The 17290-nt window shown below is 66.3% G+C and carries 13 protein-coding genes and 1 tRNA gene; 11 read left to right on the top strand and 3 right to left on the bottom strand.

The features are described 5' to 3' along the window. Positions 1-14 precede the first annotated feature (14 nt). The gene (locus GTW51_RS00195) at positions 15-1151 is read left to right on the top strand and encodes a peptidoglycan DD-metalloendopeptidase family protein (RefSeq protein WP_343033842.1); all 1137 of its coding nucleotides are present in this window, start codon (positions 15-17) and stop codon (positions 1149-1151) included. 64 nt (positions 1152-1215) lie between these two features. On the opposite strand, the gene GTW51_RS00190 is transcribed toward GTW51_RS00195, so the two are convergent. Further along, positions 1216-2100, bottom strand: coding sequence for an ATP-binding protein (locus GTW51_RS00190; RefSeq protein WP_163041876.1), 885 nt, complete (start codon positions 2098-2100; stop codon positions 1216-1218). 130 nt (positions 2101-2230) lie between these two features. Between GTW51_RS00190 and yajC the strand changes: the two genes are divergently transcribed. From yajC to GTW51_RS00165, 5 genes are all read left to right on the top strand, one after another. Next, positions 2231-2572: a preprotein translocase subunit YajC gene (gene yajC / locus GTW51_RS00185; RefSeq protein ID WP_163041875.1), complete on the top strand. Its 342-nt coding sequence runs from the start codon at positions 2231-2233 to the stop codon at positions 2570-2572. Positions 2573-2706: 134 nt separating this feature from the next. Beyond that, positions 2707-5271, top strand: a complete 2565-nt coding sequence (secDF, locus tag GTW51_RS00180) for a protein translocase subunit SecDF (protein ID WP_163041874.1) — start codon at positions 2707-2709, stop codon at positions 5269-5271. 7 nt (positions 5272-5278) lie between these two features. Then, complete coding sequence (locus GTW51_RS00175) at positions 5279-5668, top strand: Mth938-like domain-containing protein (RefSeq protein WP_163041873.1); 390 nt, start codon at positions 5279-5281, stop codon at positions 5666-5668. A 36-nt stretch (positions 5669-5704) separates the two neighbouring features. After that, entirely contained in the window at positions 5705-6538 is an 834-nt protein-coding gene (locus GTW51_RS00170; RefSeq protein WP_163041872.1) for a phytoene/squalene synthase family protein, read from the top strand. A 63-nt stretch (positions 6539-6601) separates the two neighbouring features. After that, entirely contained in the window at positions 6602-8398 is a 1797-nt protein-coding gene (locus GTW51_RS00165) for a DUF4153 domain-containing protein (RefSeq protein WP_163041871.1), read from the top strand. A gap of 39 nt (positions 8399-8437) precedes the next feature. Here the strand turns inward: GTW51_RS00165 and trmFO are convergent, their stop codons facing one another. Continuing rightward, positions 8438-9859 carry a methylenetetrahydrofolate--tRNA-(uracil(54)-C(5))-methyltransferase (FADH(2)-oxidizing) TrmFO gene (gene trmFO / locus GTW51_RS00160; RefSeq protein ID WP_163041870.1) on the bottom strand — a complete coding sequence of 474 codons (1422 nt, stop codon included), beginning with the start codon at positions 9857-9859 and terminating at the stop codon, positions 8438-8440. 454 nt (positions 9860-10313) lie between these two features. Further along, a complete protein-coding gene (locus tag GTW51_RS00155; protein WP_163041869.1) occupies positions 10314-10457 on the bottom strand; it encodes a DUF1127 domain-containing protein in 144 nt (47 codons plus the stop codon). Between the two features lie 392 nt (positions 10458-10849). On the opposite strand from GTW51_RS00155, the gene GTW51_RS00150 reads away from it, so the two are divergent. The 5 genes from GTW51_RS00150 to clpX all read left to right on the top strand — a co-directional run bounded on the left by GTW51_RS00150 (position 10850) and on the right by clpX (position 17220). Further along, a tRNA-Leu gene (locus GTW51_RS00150) sits at positions 10850-10934 on the top strand. A 77-nt stretch (positions 10935-11011) separates the two neighbouring features. Then, complete coding sequence (gene tig, locus GTW51_RS00145; RefSeq protein WP_163041868.1) at positions 11012-12376, top strand: trigger factor; 1365 nt, start codon at positions 11012-11014, stop codon at positions 12374-12376. 186 nt (positions 12377-12562) lie between these two features. Then, complete coding sequence (locus GTW51_RS00140) at positions 12563-14926, top strand: mechanosensitive ion channel domain-containing protein (protein WP_163041867.1); 2364 nt, start codon at positions 12563-12565, stop codon at positions 14924-14926. A gap of 173 nt (positions 14927-15099) precedes the next feature. Next, on the top strand, positions 15100-15732 hold the full coding sequence (locus GTW51_RS00135) for an ATP-dependent Clp protease proteolytic subunit (RefSeq protein ID WP_163041866.1): 633 nt from the start codon (positions 15100-15102) through the stop codon (positions 15730-15732). A gap of 219 nt (positions 15733-15951) precedes the next feature. Next, positions 15952-17220, top strand: a complete 1269-nt coding sequence (clpX, locus tag GTW51_RS00130; RefSeq protein ID WP_163041865.1) for an ATP-dependent Clp protease ATP-binding subunit ClpX — start codon at positions 15952-15954, stop codon at positions 17218-17220. The last annotated feature ends 70 nt before the right edge of the window (positions 17221-17290 follow it).

The raw sequence follows: 17290 nt of genomic DNA, 5'->3' as shown, positions 1-17290 counted from the left end.
GATGCAGCTCCGACGTGGCTCGATTCGACGACGGCTTCTACACCGGAGCGGTGCCGCGGGCGGGGATGACCCAGACTGCTGCCGCGCAGCCCTACCCGGGCGGCGTCGACCAGCTGAACACCGGCGCCATCGGCACGCCAGCCTACCAGCAGACCCCGACCTACGGCGCCAGCGCCGCGACGCCGTCGGTGCAGAGCGGATCTCTGCCGCCGCCGCCCGCGCCGAACTACGGCTCGAATGCCGGCTCGACGTCGATGGCCGCAGCGCCGGTCGGCGCCAGCGACGCCAACCGCGGAGCGCCGCCCTCGACGCTGCAGGCACAGGCATCCCAGATGTCGGCCCCGCAGCGCCGCCCCTCGAACGACCAGCGTACCGCGTCGTCGGCTCAGGGCGGTTCGGTGACGGTGAGTTCCGGCGATACGCTCGCCGCGATCGCCCGTCGCACCGGGACATCCGTCAGCGCGTTGAAGCAGGCCAACGGCCTTAGCGACGATTCGATTCGCATCGGCCAGTCGCTGACCGTGCCGGGAGGCGGCTCTGCCCCGACACAGGTCGCCAGCAACCAGCCGGCTGCCGCGGCGACGCAGACCCCGACGGAGAAGACCAAGCCGGCGGTAACGCCGGTCGCCTACACGCCGCCGGCGACGGCCGAGAAATCCGGCCGCCCGTCCACCGAACAGGCCGCCGCGCCCGCAGCACCGGCCGCCGCACCCACCAGCACGGTGGCGCAGGAAGCCGAGCAGCAGGTGGCCGCCATCGCGCCGACCTCCACCGGCATCAGCCAGTTCCGCTGGCCGGTCCAGGGCCGCGTCGTCAATCGCTTCGGCGAGAAGGTGGGCTCGCGCCGCAACGACGGCCTGAACATCTCGGTGCCACGCGGCACCTCGGTGAAGGCCGCCGAGAACGGCGTCGTGATCTATGCCGGCGACGGCCTGAAGGAATTCGGCAACACGGTGCTGGTCAAGCACGACAACGGCATGGTCACCGTCTACGGACATGCCGATACGCTCTCGGTGCAGCGCGGCGCGACCGTCAAGCGGGGCCAGGAAGTCGCCAAGTCCGGCATGAGCGGGGACACGGACGTTCCAGTCCTGCACTTCGAGGTTCGCAAGGATTCGACCCCCGTCGATCCGACCAAGTTCCTCCAGTAAACGCCGACCTCCAGGCGTTCGGCCCGGTTCCGCTCCACCAGGGGAGGAACCGGGCCTCTTTGTTTCAGGCTGCCGGCGCGTCGAGCGTCCGGCCCATCCGACCGGCGAGGTCCTGGACGAACTGGAAGGCGACGCGGCCGGACCGACTGCCGCGGGTCGTCGACCATTCCAGCGCTTCGTGGTGCACGGCGGCCTGGTCGGCCTCGATGCCGTAGGCTGAAAGATAACCGTCGATCATCGCCAGATAATCATCCTGGCTGCATCGGTGAAAGCCGAGCCATAGGCCGAATCGGTCCGACAGCGAGACCTTTTCCTCCACCGCCTCGGCCGGATTGATCGCCGTCGAGCGCTCGTTCTCGATCATGTCACGCGGCAGCAGGTGCCGGCGGTTGGACGTCGCGTAGAACAGGACGTTCGCCGGTCGTCCTTCGACACCACCTTCCAGTGCTGCCTTCAGCGACTTGTACGACGAATCGCCGATGTCGAAGGAAAGGTCGTCGCAGAACAGCAGGAACGGGTAGGGCGCGGCACGCACGAAGCCCATCAGGCGCGGCAGGTCGTCGACGTCCTCGCGGTGGATCTCGATCAGCTTCAGCCGCGGCTTGCCGGCGGGCAGCGACGCGTTCACCGAAGCATGGGCGGCCTTCACCAGCGACGACTTGCCCATGCCGCGGGCGCCCCACAGCAGGACGTTGTTGGCGGGCAGCCCGCGCGCGAAGCGTGACGTGTTGTCGAGCAGGATGTCGCGCGAGCGGTCGACGCCCTTGAGCAGTTCGATCGGCACGCGGTTGACCATCTGGACCGGCACGAGGCCCGCCGGCGGCTCGAACACGAAGCAGTCGGCAGCAGCAAAGTCCGGTGCCTGGGGCGGCGAGGGAGCAAGCCGCTCGAGGCTGGCGGCAATGCGCTCCATCGTCTCCCGCAGCCGGGCAAATTCTTCGACATCCATGGCGTCTTCGATCAGTCCTGGGCTATGTCCGTCGCGTGAAACGGACGCCTTGTTGCATTCGGGGCGACCGTTCGTATATTCCGCGCACTCCGTAAAGGGCTTCCCGCCCTCGATTCCGAAGAGGTTCCCGATGTTCGTGTCCGAGGCTTTCGCGCAGAGCGGCGTTTCCGCTGCCGGTGGAAGCGATCTCCTGATCAGCGTGCTGCCCTTCGTCGCCGTCTTCGCCATCATGTATTTCCTCATCATCCGGCCGCAGCGCACGGCGATGAAGAAGCGCGAGGCGATGCTGAGCAACATCCGTCGCGGCGACACGGTCGTCACCGGCGGCGGCATCATCGCCAAGGTGACGAAGGTCATGGATAACGGTGAACTCGAGGTCCAGATCTCGGAGCAGGTCCGCGTCCGGGTGCTGCAGACCATGGTCAGCGACGTCCGGGTCAAGGGCGAGCCGGCGGCTGCCAACACCAAATAGCCGTGATTGTTGAGGATACGGCGCCGATGCCGTAGCTTCGACTATGTCTCGGCCTCGGCACTTGCCGACCGTGTGGACGGAATGCCACGGACGGACGCTGCCACCCGCACGTCCGTCGACCCGCTTGGATCCCTATGCTGTATTTCTCGCCCTGGAAGAAGTTTCTCGTCCTGCTGATGGTGGCCGTCGGCATTCTCTATGCGGCCCCAAACTTCTTCCCGCGGCAGATGCTCGATCAGCTGCCCTCGTTCGTACCCAAGCAGCAGGTGACGCTCGGCCTCGATCTTCAGGGCGGATCCTATATCCTGCTCGAGATCGACCGGCAGTCACTGCAGGGCGAGCGCGTCCAGACGCTGAGCGACGACGCGCGCCAGACGTTGCGCACCGCGCGCATCGGCTACGCGGGCCTCTCCGACACGGGAACCACCGTTACCGTCCGGTTGCGTGATCCGGCGCAGGCCGACGCTGCGATCGAAGCGCTCCAGCCTCTGGCGACGCCTCTGTCGTCGGGCATGATGGGGACCGCCTCCGTTGCCGAGGTTGATTTGGCGCAGCCGCAGCCGGGCGTCATCACGCTGACGCTTACCGATGCGGGCGTGAACTACCGGCTGACCAACGCCGTCGCGCAGTCGATCGAGGTGGTGCGGCGCCGCGTCGACGAGCTGGGCACCACCGAGCCGCTGATCCAGCGCCAGGGCGACGACCGGATCATGGTGCAGGTGCCGGGTCTGGAGGATCCGCAGCGGCTGAAGTCGCTGCTGAACCAGACCGCCAAGCTGAGCTTCCGTCTCGTCGATCAGTCCGCCTCGGCGGACGAGGTGGCGCGCGGCACGCGGCCGCCCGCGGGTTCGGAACTTCTCTACACCAACGACAATCCGCCGCTGCCGATCCTGGTACAGCGCCAGATCATGGTCTCCGGCGAGAACCTGACGGACGCCCAGGCGGGCTTCGACAGCCAGACCAACCAGCCGGTCGTCAACATCCGCTTCGACAGCCAGGGCGCCCAGCGTTTCGGCGCCGTCACGCAGCAGAACGTCGGCAGCCCCTTCGCCATCGTGCTCGACGAGCAGGTGCTGTCGGCGCCGAACATCCGCGAGCCGATCCTCGGCGGCCAGGCGCAGATCAGCGGCAATTTCACCGTCCAGACCGCCAACGATCTCTCGGTGCTGCTGCGCGCCGGCGCGCTGCCGGCGACGCTGAACATCATCGAGGAGCGGACGGTCGGACCCGGCCTCGGCGCCGACTCGATCGCGGCCGGCGAGACGGCGGGCGTCATCGGGGCAATCCTCGTCGTCGTCTTCATGCTGGCGGCCTACGGTTTCCTCGGCGTATTGGCGAACATTGCGCTGATCGCCAACGTCCTGATCCTCTTCGCTATCCTGACCGTCATCGGCGCGACCCTGACCTTGCCCGGCATCGCCGGCATCGTGCTGACCGTCGGCATGGCGGTCGATTCCAACGTCCTCATCTTCGAACGCATCCGCGACGAGCGGCGCCAGGGTCGGTCGGTGATCCAGTCGATCGACACCGGCTTTCAGAAGGCGCTCGGCACGATCGTCGACGCCAACATCACGACGCTGATCGCAGCCGTCGTCCTGTTCTTCCTCGGCTCCGGCCCGGTTCGCGGTTTCGCCGTGACGCTGGCCATCGGCATCGTCACCACGGTCTTCACTGCTTTTACCCTGACGCGGCTGCTCGCTTCGGAATGGGTGCGGCGGCGTCGGCCGAAGCAGTTGCCGCGCGGCTTCATCAAGCTTGTCCCGGACGTGACCGCGATCCGCTTCATGAAGGTCCGCCTGCAGGTCTTCGCCCTGTCGATCTTCCTGTGCCTTGCTTCCATCGTCATGCTGTTCACGGCGGGACTGAACTTCGGCATCGATTTCACCGGCGGCACGGTGATCGAGGTTCAGGCGAAATCCGGAACCGCCGATGTCGGCGACATCCGCGAGCGGCTCAACGCGGTCGGCATCGTCGAAAGCCAGGTCCAGGAGTTCGGATCCGAGACCGAAGCTCTCGTTCGCTTCGGCACGGCCGAGGGTGGCGATACGGCTCAGGCGGCGCTCGTCCAGTCCGCGCAGCAGGCGCTTGGCGACGACTACGATTTTCGGCGGACCGAGGTCGTCGGTCCGACCGTGTCTGGCGAGCTGGCATGGGCGGCGGTGACCGGGGTCCTCGCCGCGCTGTTCGCCATCCTCGTATATGTCTGGATCCGCTTCGAGTGGCAGTTCGCGGTCGGTGCGATCATTGCGACGATCAACGACGTGATCCTGACGTTGGGCTTCCTCGCGGTGACCCAGCTGGAGTTCAACCTGTCGACCGTTGCGGCGATCCTGACTATCGTCGGCTACTCGCTGAACGACACTGTCGTCATCTACGACCGAATCCGCGAGAACCTCCGGCGCTTCAAGAAGATGCCGATCGGCGAGCTGCTCGACCTCTCGGACAACGAGATGCTGGCGCGAACCGTCATGACGACGTTGACGACCCTCCTGGCACTGCTCGCTTTGTTCATCTTCGGTGGGGAGGTGATCCGTTCCTTCGTCGCGTCGATGCTGTTCGGCGTCGGGGTCGGCGCGCTGTCGACAATCTTCGTGGCGGCGCCGGTGCTGATCTTCTTCAAGCTGCGCCCGGCGGATTTCGCGGCGAAGAAGGAAGAAGAGGAAGCCGAGCGCGCGGGTTCGGCAGCAGGCAAGGCCTGACCGCCGGATGGCGCCTGGGATCGAAATCCGTGCCGCCCATTTCCCCGGGCGGGCACCCATCGAGGCGTATGGCAATGGCGGCTTTCGCTTTGCCGACATGTCGCATCGCGGCTCGATCCTCTGCCTGCCATCCGGGATCTATGGCTGGGACGCGACGGCCGAGCAGCCCTTCCACGGCGAGCGGCTGCTCAAGGTGTTCGAAGAGGCCGATGGCATCCGGTTTCTCCTGTTCGGCACCGGCCGCGACATCCGGCGACTGCCGCCGGCGCTCGCCGATCGCCTGCGCCAGGCCGGCATCTCCTGCGATCCGATGTCGACGGGCGCCGCGGTTCGAACGTTCAACATCATGCTCTCCGAGGGCCGGCCGGTGGCCGCCGCTCTCATCGCGGTGGATTGAGGCGCGCGCCTCGTTGACTCCCGGGAGCCGTACGGCATGAACGCCGACGCCGCCGAGTGCCTGCGCCTGGTCGAAACGCACGACCGCGACCGCGCGCTCTCGCTGGCCTTCGCGCCGGCCGAGGCGAGGGGCGATCTCGCAGCGCTGTACGCCTTCAACTATGAAGTGGCGCGGGTGCGCGAGCAGGTCAGCCAGCCGCTGCCCGGCGAGATCCGGCTGCAATGGTGGCGCGACACGATAGAAGGTGCGTCGCCCGGCGAGGCGGCGGCCAACCCGGTGGCGGCGGCGCTGCTGGAGACGATCGATCGCCATCAGCTGCCGCGCGATGCCTTCGACCGCATGCTCGAGGCGCGGATCTTCGATCTCTACGACGACCCGATGCCGTCCCGGGAGGCCTACGAGGCCTATGCCGGCGAGACGGCGTCGGCCCTGATCATGCTGGCGAGCCTGGTGCTGTCGCGGGACGAGGCGGGCGATGCGGCGAATGCTGCGGGACATGCGGGTGTGGCGCAGTTGGTCGCCGGAACGCTGCTGCTCCTGCCCATCCACCGCGCGCGGGGCCAAGTGTTCCTGCCGGGCGACCTATTGCAGGCGGCGGGCTGTACGACGGAAGAACTGCTGCGCGGCGACAGGGAACCCGCAGCGCGCGCGATCGCGGCGATGGTCGCTCTCGGCAGGGAGCACATCGCGGCATTCCAGTCGCATGCCGCCGGGATGCCGCTCGCCCTTCGCCCGGCTTTCCTGCCGGCCATTCTCGCCGCCCGATATCTCGACCGGATCGAAGCGGCTGGGCCCGGGGCGCTCGAGCGCCCGGTCCAGATCGCGGCGCTGCGCAAGAGTTTCGACTACTGGCGCTGGATGCGGCGCTAGGACCGAACAGGACCGGTCCGCGGGGACCGGCCGGAAGGACAGGCTGTCAGGATGGCGAGCGGGATGGTCCCCACAGGATCGGCACGAATCAGGCGCCTGACGGCGGCGCTGGCGCGCGGTGCGGGAACGGCCGCGGCGCGTTTCCCGGTGGCGACCCTGCTGATCGTCGCGATTTCCCTGTTGTCCAACCTGGCGGTCCGCGAACGCTTTATCCCAAACGAAGCGGATTTTCCCTGGCTGCTGGCCTCGCTCTATGGCGCGGCTGCAAGCGCCGTCGTGGCGACGCTCGCGGCCGAGGCGCGTTCACTCGCTGCACCGCTGCGACACGGCGGTGCACTGGCCGTGTCGGCGGTGATCGGTTTCGCCGTCTGGTTCGGGCCGCGCTTCGGCATCTTTCCCCCGGCACTGATCGCGGCCGTGACGCTCGCGGTGCCGCTGTCGCCGTTTGTCGGGCGCGGCGACGGCATGCGCTTCTGGACCTATACGCTGTGGACCTTCGTCGGCGTCGTCCTCGCATTCCTGTCGGTGCTGCTGTTCACGCTCGGCCTGTCGGCGATCCTCGAGATGATCCGCTTCCTGTTCGCGGTCGGGCTGTCGGGCGACGCCTATGAGCACATTTTCGTCGCCGCCTTTACCCTGGTCGGTCCGCTGTTCGCGCTGGGGCGCGTGCCCACCGGTTTCGACGAAGCCCTGCCGGGACCGGAGGATCGGCTGGTTGCGGGCGTCCGGATCATGGTGGGCTGGATCGCAGCGCCGCTGGCGCTCGTCACCGCACTGGTTCTCCACCTCTACGCCGTGAAGATCCTGTCGACGGCGAGCCTGCCGGCGAACGAGATCGGCTGGATCGTCACCTTCTTCGCGCTTCTCGTCCTCTCGCTGCGGATCGCGATCGCGCCCTTCCTCTCGGAGTCGACGCCGCCGATCCGGCTGTTCGGACGGAGCTACGTGGCGATCCTCGTCGTGCCGCTGGTGCTGCTGGCCATTGCCGCGACCATCCGCATCGCCGCGGAAGGGGCGACGCTGCCGCGCTATTACCTGGCGCTCGGCATCCTGGCTGCCGGTCTCGTCGTCGCGATGCAGGCGGTGAAGCGGTTGCGCGGCGACATTCGCGTCATGGCGGGTGTCCCGCTCGTGCTGCTGGCCCTCTCCTCGTTCGGACCCTGGGGCGCAGCCAGTACCGTCGGTCGCAGCCAGACGGCGCTGATCGTCGCGGAGGCAGGCGGGGCCGCGGGAGCCGCGACGCTCAGCGACGCGGATCGCGATCCGGTCGCGCAGCGGCGCTTGCGATCGCGACTGCGGGCGCTGGAAGAGGCCGGGCAGATCGCGCGCGTGCTACCCTATCTCGATCCGGCCTTGCGCGAGCGTGTCGCGGCGGCGGAGACGCGGGTGACCGATACGGCGGCATTCGACGTCCTGATGGTGGGGCTCGGCCTGTCACGACCATCTGCCTTGCAGACGGTCCGAAGCTTTACCGCTGCAGCGGGTGTCATCGTCGAAACCGACGGCTTCGATCGCGCCACGACCGAGCTGTCGGTCGCGGCGATGGCTGCGGGTGACGCACCTGTGGAGCCAGTTCCCGTGGCCGGGCCCGTCGCCTGGATCGAGGGGGACCGGCTCGTCGTGCGGATCGGGACCGTCGATGATCGGTTCGATCTTGCACCAGCCGTCGCGCAGCTTCCCGAAGCGGTCTTTGCGACCGAGCCTGAGCGACTTGTCCCGCCGGTGCTGGATCTGGAGGGAGCCGCCGGGCGGCGGCTCCGCGTGGTGCTGCGGCAGCTTATCCAGGAGGGCAATGACGGCGCCATCAGCGCCGCGACAGTGATCCTGTTTTTCCGCGCCAGCGAATGGGAGCCGATTTAAGCCGGTTCGGGCCGACCTAGGCCGGGGGCCGCTCGACGCCTATTCGGCCGCGTCGGCGAGCGCCTGTGGCGACAGCCACGCGGCGAAGTCGCCTAGCGCCCGGGCCGACATCGCCTTCTTGCGGGCGGCCGATTTCTCCTTGCCGCGGAAACGCTTCAGGCCTTCCGGCTTCTGGATCGTGCCCGGCTCAAGCGGCGGGAACAGCCCGAAATTGACGTTCATCGGCTGGAAGGAGCGCTTGCCGCCTTCTTCCTCGTGGGCGAGGTGGCCGCCGGTGATGTGGGCGAGCAGAGCGCCCATCGCGGTGGTCTGTGGCGGCGGCGCCATCTCCGCGCCGAGTGCCTCCATCGCGGCGAAGCGTCCGGCGACGAGCCCGATCGCGGCCGATTCCACGTAGCCCTCGCAGCCGGTGATCTGCCCGGCGAAGCGCACATGCGGCAGCGCCTTCAGGCGGAGGCGGGAGTCCAGGAAGACCGGCGAGTTGAGATAGGTGTTGCGGTGCAGGCCGCCGAGCCGGGCGAACTCGGCATTCTCGAGCCCCGGGATCATCCGGAAGATGCCGGCCTGGGCGCCGTATTTCAGCTTCGTCTGGAAACCGACGATGTTGTAGAGCGTGCCCAGCGCATTGTCCTGGCGCAGCTGAACCACGGCATAGGGCTTGATGTCCGGCTGGTGCGCATTGGTCAGGCCCATCGGCTTCATCGGCCCGTGACGCAGCGTCTCCGGGCCGCGCTCGGCCATCACCTCGATGGGCAGGCAGCCGTCGAAATAGGGCGTTCCCTCCCATTCCTTGAACTCGGCCCGGTCACCCTCGACCAGCGCCGCGACGAAGCGCTCGTAGGTTTCCTTGTCGAGCGGGCAGTTGATGTAGTCCTTGCCGGTGCCGCCGGGGCCGATCTTGTCGTAGCGCGACTGGAACCAGGCCTTGTCGAGGTCGATCGAATCGAAATGCACGATCGGCGCGATGGCGTCGAAGAATGCCAGCGCGTCGGCGCCCGTTGCGGCGCGTATCGACTCGGCTAGACCCGGAGCGGTCAGCGGCCCGGTGGCGACGATGGACGAGCCCCATTCCGCCGGAGGCAGCCCCTCGACCTCGCCGCGTTCGATGCGGATCAGCGGATGTGCCTCGATGGCGGCGGTAACGGCAGCGGCGAATCCGTCGCGGTCGACCGCCAACGCCCCGCCGGCGGGCACCTGATGGGAATCGGCGGCGCGCATGATCAGCGAGCCGGCCAGCCGCATCTCGGCGTGCAGAACGCCGACGGCGTTCGACTCGGCGTCGTCCGAACGGAACGAGTTCGAGCAGACGAGTTCGGCGAGGTGCTCGGTCTTGTGGGCTTCAGTGCCGCGGGTGGGGCGCATCTCGTGCAGCACCACGGGCACGCCCTGCTCGGCGATTTGCCATGCGGCTTCCGAGCCGGCGAGACCGCCGCCAACGATGTGAATGGGTTTGTTTGACATGGGCCGAGTCTAGCAGCGCAACGCGCTTGCCGAAAGAGCCGGCAATTCGAACGTGCGTCCCGACAAACGAAGACGCCCGCCAGGGGGAGGACCTGACGGGCGTCGCTACTGAACCTGCGCTGGGAGGAGGATGCGCAGGCACCAATCCGCTCGGACCCGGGAGGAGGTGGGTCGTCGCGAAACTTGTTTCCCGGCACGCTCGCCGGGGGGAGGACCCGGCGAGCGACCAAGAAAAACCCGCGCGCTTTGGGAGGAGGATGCGCGGGTCGACATTCACCTAAGCCTAGGGAGGAGAAGGCTTTCGGTGAAATCTCTGCAATTCTGAGCGCCCGCCGGGGGGAGGACCCGGCGGGCGACTAGGATGAGACTGCCGATTGGGAGGAGGAGTGGCAGCCCCGTATCCGCTAGGACCCGGGAGGAGGTGGGCCGTCGCGAAACTCGATGTCGTCAGGCGTCAGCCGATTGCGCGGCGAGCCAGGGAAGGAATGTCGGAGCGCGAGATGCCCAGATCCGAAAGCTCGCGCTGCGAAAGCCGGTTCAACTCGTTGACCGTTTCGCGGTAGCGCCGCCAGTTGCTGTAAGACCGCATGAGGTTCATGTCGTGTCGCCCGGATAAAATTTCAATCGATTGAAGCGCCGTTGGTGATTTGTCTGCGCCGCTTCGGTGTCAGGAAGTTAGGTGGCTGCGAGCGGCCTCGCTAGACGCGAATGCGCATAACAGCCTTGCGCTTGGTGCAATGCAGCATGGTGATGGTTCGCACAGTCGAATCAGCAGCTTGGGCGGGTGGCGCCGGATCCGCACGACGAGGGTGGTGCTGACCGGCGATGCTCCCCACCTGCAGCTCTACAGGCAGGTGACGCCGCTTCATTAGCTAAACCGGCGGTTTTCGGCACAAATGGCCGGGTTTTCTGCCGCGATTTGCCCTTTCGTGCCCCGGATGCGGGTGATATAGAGGCCGGCGCCTCGCGTCGCCCTATGTCGGCGCTCCTGCGGGTGTGGCGGAATTGGCAGACGCACTTGGTTTAGGTCCAAGCGCCGAGAGGCATGGGGGTTCAAGTCCCTCCACCCGCACCAGTCTGCTGCTGACGAATTCGTGACAAGCCCGACCGCGTGACGGATCGGCTCTTATCAAGACCAAGAAGGTATCGAGAATGCAGGTAACGGAAACCAAGGCCGAGGGCCTGAAGCGCGAGATCCAGATCGTCGTGCCGGCTTCGGACCTTGAAGCGCGCCTCCAGACACGGCTCTACGAAGCCAAGGACCGGGTGCAGCTGAAGGGTTTCCGGCCGGGCAAGGTGCCGATCTCGCACATGCGCAAAATGTACGGCAAGTCGATGATGGCGGAGATCGTCAACCAGATCATCAACGAGACCCCGCGCAACGTCATCGCCGAGCGCAACGAGCGCTCCGCCATGCAGCCGGAAATCGTGATGACCGAAGACGAGGGCGAGGCCGAGAAGGTCCTCGACGGCAAGTCCGACTTCAGCTTCACGCTCTCCTACGAGACGCTGCCGACCTTCGAACTGAAGGACACGAGCGGCATCAAGATCGAGCGGCCGATCGTCGAGATCGCCGACGAGGAAGTCGACGAGCAGGTCAAGCGCATCGCCGATAGCGCCAAGACCTACGAGCCGAAGGACGGCAAGGCCGAGACCGGCGACCGCGTGACGATGGACTTCGTCGGCAAGGTCGACGGCGAGCCCTTCGATGGCGGTACCGCGAGCGACTCCAATCTCGTGCTCGGATCCGGCCAGTTCATTCCGGGCTTCGAGGACCAGCTGATCGGCGTTGCCGCCGGCGACGAGAAGGTCGTCGAGCTGACCTTCCCCGAAGATTACGGCGCCGCGCATCTCGCCGGCAAGGCCGCGACCTTCGACGTCACCATCAAGTCGGTGGCGGCCCCGCTCGAGACCGAGATCGACGACGAGCTGGCCAAGAAGCTCGGCATCGAGTCGGTCGCACGCCTCAAGGAAGTCGTTCGCGAGCAGATCGAGAGCCAGTACGGCGTAGCGACCCGCCAGAAGGTCAAGCGCCAGCTGCTCGACGCGCTCGACGAGACCTACGATTTCGAGCTGCCGGAGAAGCTGGTCGAGGCCGAGTTCGGCAACATCTGGACGCAGGTCCAGAACGAGCTGACGCAGGCCGGCAAGTCCTTCGAGGACGAGGACACGACCGAGGACGAGGCGCGCGCCGAGTATCGCCGTCTGGCCGAGCGCCGCGTCCGGCTCGGACTGGTGCTCTCGCAGATCGGCGAGAAGGCCAACGTCCAGATCACCGACGAGGAACTGCAGCGGGCGATGTTCGAGCAGCTCCGGCGCTATCCGGGCCAGGAGCAGCAGCTCTACGAGTATTTCCAGAAGAACCCGGACGCACTCGCCAGCCTGCGCGCGCCGATCTACGAGGAGAAGGTCGTCGACCACCTCCTGGCCGAAGCCGACGTGACCGACAAGACGGTCACCAAGGAAGAGCTGATGGCCGAGGACGAGGACGACAAGGCGATGATCGCCGGGTCCTGATCCTCGCCGATCGAGACGTCATCATAAAAGGGCCGGCGCAAGTCGGCCCTTTTCGTTAGGGCGCCTCAGTCTCGTCAAAGCGCCTCGAAATAGGATGGGCTTCCGGTACGAACTGCCGGCGAGGGGATAGGGTGCAGCCCGCGCCAGACCCCCACCGGCATCCGAGGCAAACACGGTTCTTCCTGCATGACGCTCTTTCACCCTGCCGCCTTCCTTGCCGGTCTCATGGCCGTGCTGCTGTGGACCAGCGCCGTGCCGGCGCAGATGCCGAGCCTGTCGCTCGGGGCCGGGACGGACGAGGCGACGACGGAAAACGAGGCATCGCTCGACGATCTGATCCGGATCCTCGAGAACGACGATACACGAGCCAGGCTCATCGAGTCGCTGAAGGCGGCCGCCTATCGTGCGCCCGTGGAAGCGGCGGGCGATCCGGTCGCCGAGGCCGCCGCCTTGACGTTGCCAGGCCAGATTGCCGTCTACTCCAGCGCCCTGATCGGCAGGCTTGGCGAGACCTGGACGCATCTGAGCGACAGTGGCCTGGCGTCGCTCGACATGCTCTCCGGCGTCGGCCGCATCAACATTCCCCGGATCTTCGACGCGGTGGCGCCGGTCGGCCTGGTCGCCGTCGTCGTCTTCCTGATCCTGGCGGTCGGGCGGCTTGCCAAGACGCCGATGTTCCGTCGGCTGGCACGCGGCGCCGAGCATGCGGGGCCGCTGCGCAAGCTGGCCCTGCTTGTCGTCTCGGGTCTGGCAGACGCCTTTTCGATCTTTCTCTGCGGGGCCGGCGGTTTTCTCGCCGCGACGATCTTCAACGATGGGCGCCCGGGCATCAACCAGGCGCTGTTCCTCAACGCGTTCCTGCTGATCGAGACGATCAAGGTGGCGGTAGCGGCGTTCGTGTCGCCGCGATACCCGGAGCTGCGCCTGACGCCGTTCTCGGACCGGCAGGCCCGCTACTGGTATTTCTGGATTTCGCGGCTGATCTCGATCCTCGGCTACACCTTCCTGTTCGTGGCTCCGATCGTCCAGCAGTCGTCGAGCGCAGCCGCGGCGGACGCGGTTCGCTTCGTCGTGGTGCTGCTGACGCTCGGCCTGACGATCGGGCTCATCCTGCGCAATCGCGGCGTCGTCCGCGAGCGGCTGAAGCGCGCCAAGCACCGCGGCGACAAGAGCTTCGGTGCGCGCATCAACGCCTTTCTCGGGCAGGTCTGGTGGCTGCTCGCCATTGGCTTCGCGCTGACCGTGTTCGTCGTCTGGCTGCGCAGTCCGGAGACCGGCCTGACGTTCCTGGCGACCGCTTCCCTGAAGTCGATCGCGGCGATGGCCATCGGCGGGCTGATCGTCTCGGTCCTGTCGCGGGTGATCGCCAGCGGCATCCCCATCCCGCAATCCGCCAAGGACCGGCTGCCGCTGCTCGAAAAGCGGGTGAACTCGTTCATTCCGAACGCGCTGACGGTAATCCGGGTCGTCGTGATCCTGATCGTCGTCGCGTACATATTGGAGGTCTGGAACCTGCTCAGCGTCAGTTCCTGGCTGGCGACGTCGCTCGGGCAGCTTTTCGTCGGCAGTGTCATCGGCGCGGGCATCGTACTGGTGCTCGGCGTCGGGGTCTACATCGCCGTGTCCTCATGGGTCGAGTATCGGCTCAACCCGCATTACGGCACCGTCCCGACGGCCCGCGAGCGCACGCTCCTGTCGCTGTTCCGGAATGCCTTCACCATCGCCATGGTGGTGATCGTGACGATGCTGGTGCTGTCGCAGCTCGGCATCAACATCGCGCCGCTGCTCGCCGGTGCCGGCGTGGTCGGCCTCGCCATCGGTTTCGGCGCGCAGAAATTTGTCCAGGACATCATCACCGGGGCTTTCATCCAAATCCAGAACGCGATGAACGAAGGCGATATCGTCGAGGTCAACGGCATCTCGGGAACGGTGGAGCACCTGACTGTCCGGTCGGTCGGACTCAGGACGGTTGAGGGGACCTGGTACCTGATTCCCTTCTCGTCGGTCGACCAGGTCGCGAATTTCTCCAAGGACTTCGCCTATTACGTCGCGGATGTCGGCGTCGCCTATCGCGAGAACATCGGCGACGTGAAGCAGATGATGCACGACGCCTTCGACGAGCTGAAGCAGGGCGCCGTCGGCGAGAACCTGATCAGCGAGTTCGACATGTGGGGTGTCCAGGAGCTTGGCAATTCGGCCGTCGTCGTTCGCGGCCGGGTGATGACCAAACCGGGAACCCAATGGGGCATCGGCCGTGCCTATCGGGAGATCGTCAAGCGGATGGCGGACGAGCGCGGCATCGAGATTCCGTTCCCGCAGACGACCATCTGGTTCGGCGAGGACCGCAAGGGCAGGGCGCCGCCGGTGCGTGTCGAGGCGCAGGACGCGCCGGAGGGGCCTCGGCCGGTCGAGAGCCTGCCGCCGTCATTGGCGCCCGCCGACCCGCCGGAACGCGACGGCACCTCGCAGCATGGCTCGGTGGACGCCGTCGGCAAGCCTATTCCGCCGGGCGAAAGCGACATCGACAGCTCCGGCGACGGGCGCGGCTGATACCGGGGGTGGAGTGCCGGCTATGCGGCATGACCCCAGTCAAAATACCGCCGCTGTCAACCCGCCTTGCACTGGCCGATTGCAAAGCCCTATCTACGGGGTCGCAGGCCCGACCTGATTCTGTGGCGCCATCACCCGGTGGCCGTCATCCGACCTAGCAGCGAGACGCTTCCATGACACATCCCGTCGAAACCGCGATGAACCTCGTCCCGATGGTGGTCGAGCAGACCAACCGCGGCGAGCGCGCATACGACATCTTCTCCCGGCTGCTCAAGGAGCGGGTGATCTTCATCACCGGCCCCATCGAGGATTCGATGGCGACGCTGGTCTGTGCCCAGCTGCTGTTCCTCGAGGCCGAGAACCCGAAGAAGGAAATCGCCCTCTACATCAACTCGCCAGGCGGCATCGTCACCAGCGGCATGGCGATCTACGACACGATGCAGTTCATCCGTCCTGCGGTCTCGACCCTGTGCATCGGCCAGGCCGCATCGATGGGCTCGCTGCTGCTCTGCGCCGGCCACAAGGATATGCGCTTCGCCACGCCGAACGCCCGCATCATGGTGCATCAGCCGTCGGGCGGCTTCTCGGGACAGGCGTCAGACATCGAACGCCACGCCCAGGACATCATCAAGCTGAAGCGCCGGTTGAACGAGGTCTATGTCGAGCACACCGGCCAGGACTACGAGACCATTGAACGGACGCTCGATCGCGACCACTTCATGACGGCGGAAGAAGCGCGGGAATTCGGCATCGTCGACAAGGTCTACTCCTCGCGGGTGGCCCTCGAGACCGAAGTCAAGAGCTGAGACGCCACGTCCCGGCCACACTTGCGGGCGGATAATGCCTGCCAGGGTGTTAAGCGCCACTCAAGCATTCGCGCCTACGCTGTAATGTGCGACAATGTGCGGTGCGAAATCGCAGGTCTGCCCCGGCAGGTCCTATGCGAGCCGGTGAAGTGGCGATAGGCTCGACGCGGAAGCGATAAACGGATTCCCTGGAGGGGACCGGATCGGAAGGAAAGACGAATGAGCAAAACGAGCGGCGGCGATTCCAAGAACACGCTCTATTGCTCTTTCTGCGGAAAGAGCCAGCACGAAGTCCGTAAGCTGATCGCCGGGCCGACGGTTTTCATCTGCGACGAATGCGTCGAACTCTGCATGGACATCATCCGCGAGGAAAACAAATCCTCGATGGTGAAGTCGCGCGAGGGGGTGCCGACGCCGCAGGAGATCATCGCGGTCCTCGACGACTACGTGATCGGCCAGTCCTTCGCCAAGAAGGTCCTGTCGGTCGCCGTGCACAACCACTACAAGCGCCTCGCCCACGCGGCGAAGAACAACGACGTCGAACTGGCGAAGTCCAACATCCTGCTGATCGGCCCGACCGGCTGCGGCAAGACGTTGCTGGCCCAGACGCTGGCGCGCATCCTCGACGTGCCGTTCACGATGGCCGATGCGACGACGCTGACCGAAGCCGGCTACGTCGGTGAGGACGTCGAGAACATCATCCTCAAGCTGCTGCAGTCGGCCGACTACAATGTCGAGCGGGCGCAGCGCGGCATCGTCTACATCGACGAGATCGACAAGATCAGCCGCAAGTCGGACAACCCCTCGATCACCCGCGACGTGTCCGGCGAGGGCGTGCAGCAGGCGCTGCTGAAGATCATGGAAGGCACCGTGGCTTCCGTCCCGCCGCAGGGCGGCCGCAAGCATCCGCAGCAGGAATTCCTGCAGGTGGACACCGCGAACATCCTGTTCATCTGCGGCGGCGCGTTTGCCGGCCTCGACAAGATCATCTCGGATCGCGGCCGCAAGACCTCGATCGGCTTTGCGGCGAATGTCGCCTCGCCGGACGAGCGGCGCACCGGCGACGTCTTCCGCCAGGTCGAGCCCGAGGATCTCTTGAAGTTCGGCCTGATCCCCGAGTTCGTCGGTCGCCTGCCGGTCCTGGCGACGCTCGAGGATCTCGACGAGCCGGCCCTGGTGCAGATTCTGGAGCAGCCGAAGAACGCGCTGGTCAAGCAGTATCAGCGGCTGTTCGAGATGGAGAATGTCGAGCTGACCTTCCATTCGGACGCGCTGACGGCGATCGCCCGCAAGGCGATTGAGCGCAAGACCGGGGCGCGCGGCCTGCGGTCGATCATGGAAGCGATGCTGCTCGATACGATGTTCGACCTGCCGACGCTGGAAGGCGTGCAGGAGGTCGTGATCTCCGAGGACGTGATCGAGGGGAATGCGCGGCCGCTCTACATCTACGCGGACCGCAGCACCGAGAAGGAGAACGTCAGCGCCTGACGTTCCTACAAATCGGGATTCTCTGAGGACGGACAGGAGCCCGTCCCGGCTTCCCGCCGGGGCGGGCTCT

The sequence above is a fragment of the Aurantimonas aggregata genome, assembly GCF_010500835.1.
In the GTDB taxonomy this organism is placed as follows: Bacteria; Pseudomonadota; Alphaproteobacteria; order Rhizobiales; family Rhizobiaceae; genus Aurantimonas; species Aurantimonas aggregata.
The sequence above is the reverse complement of the archived record's forward strand: the minus strand, read 5'-3'. Positions and strand labels throughout refer to the sequence as shown.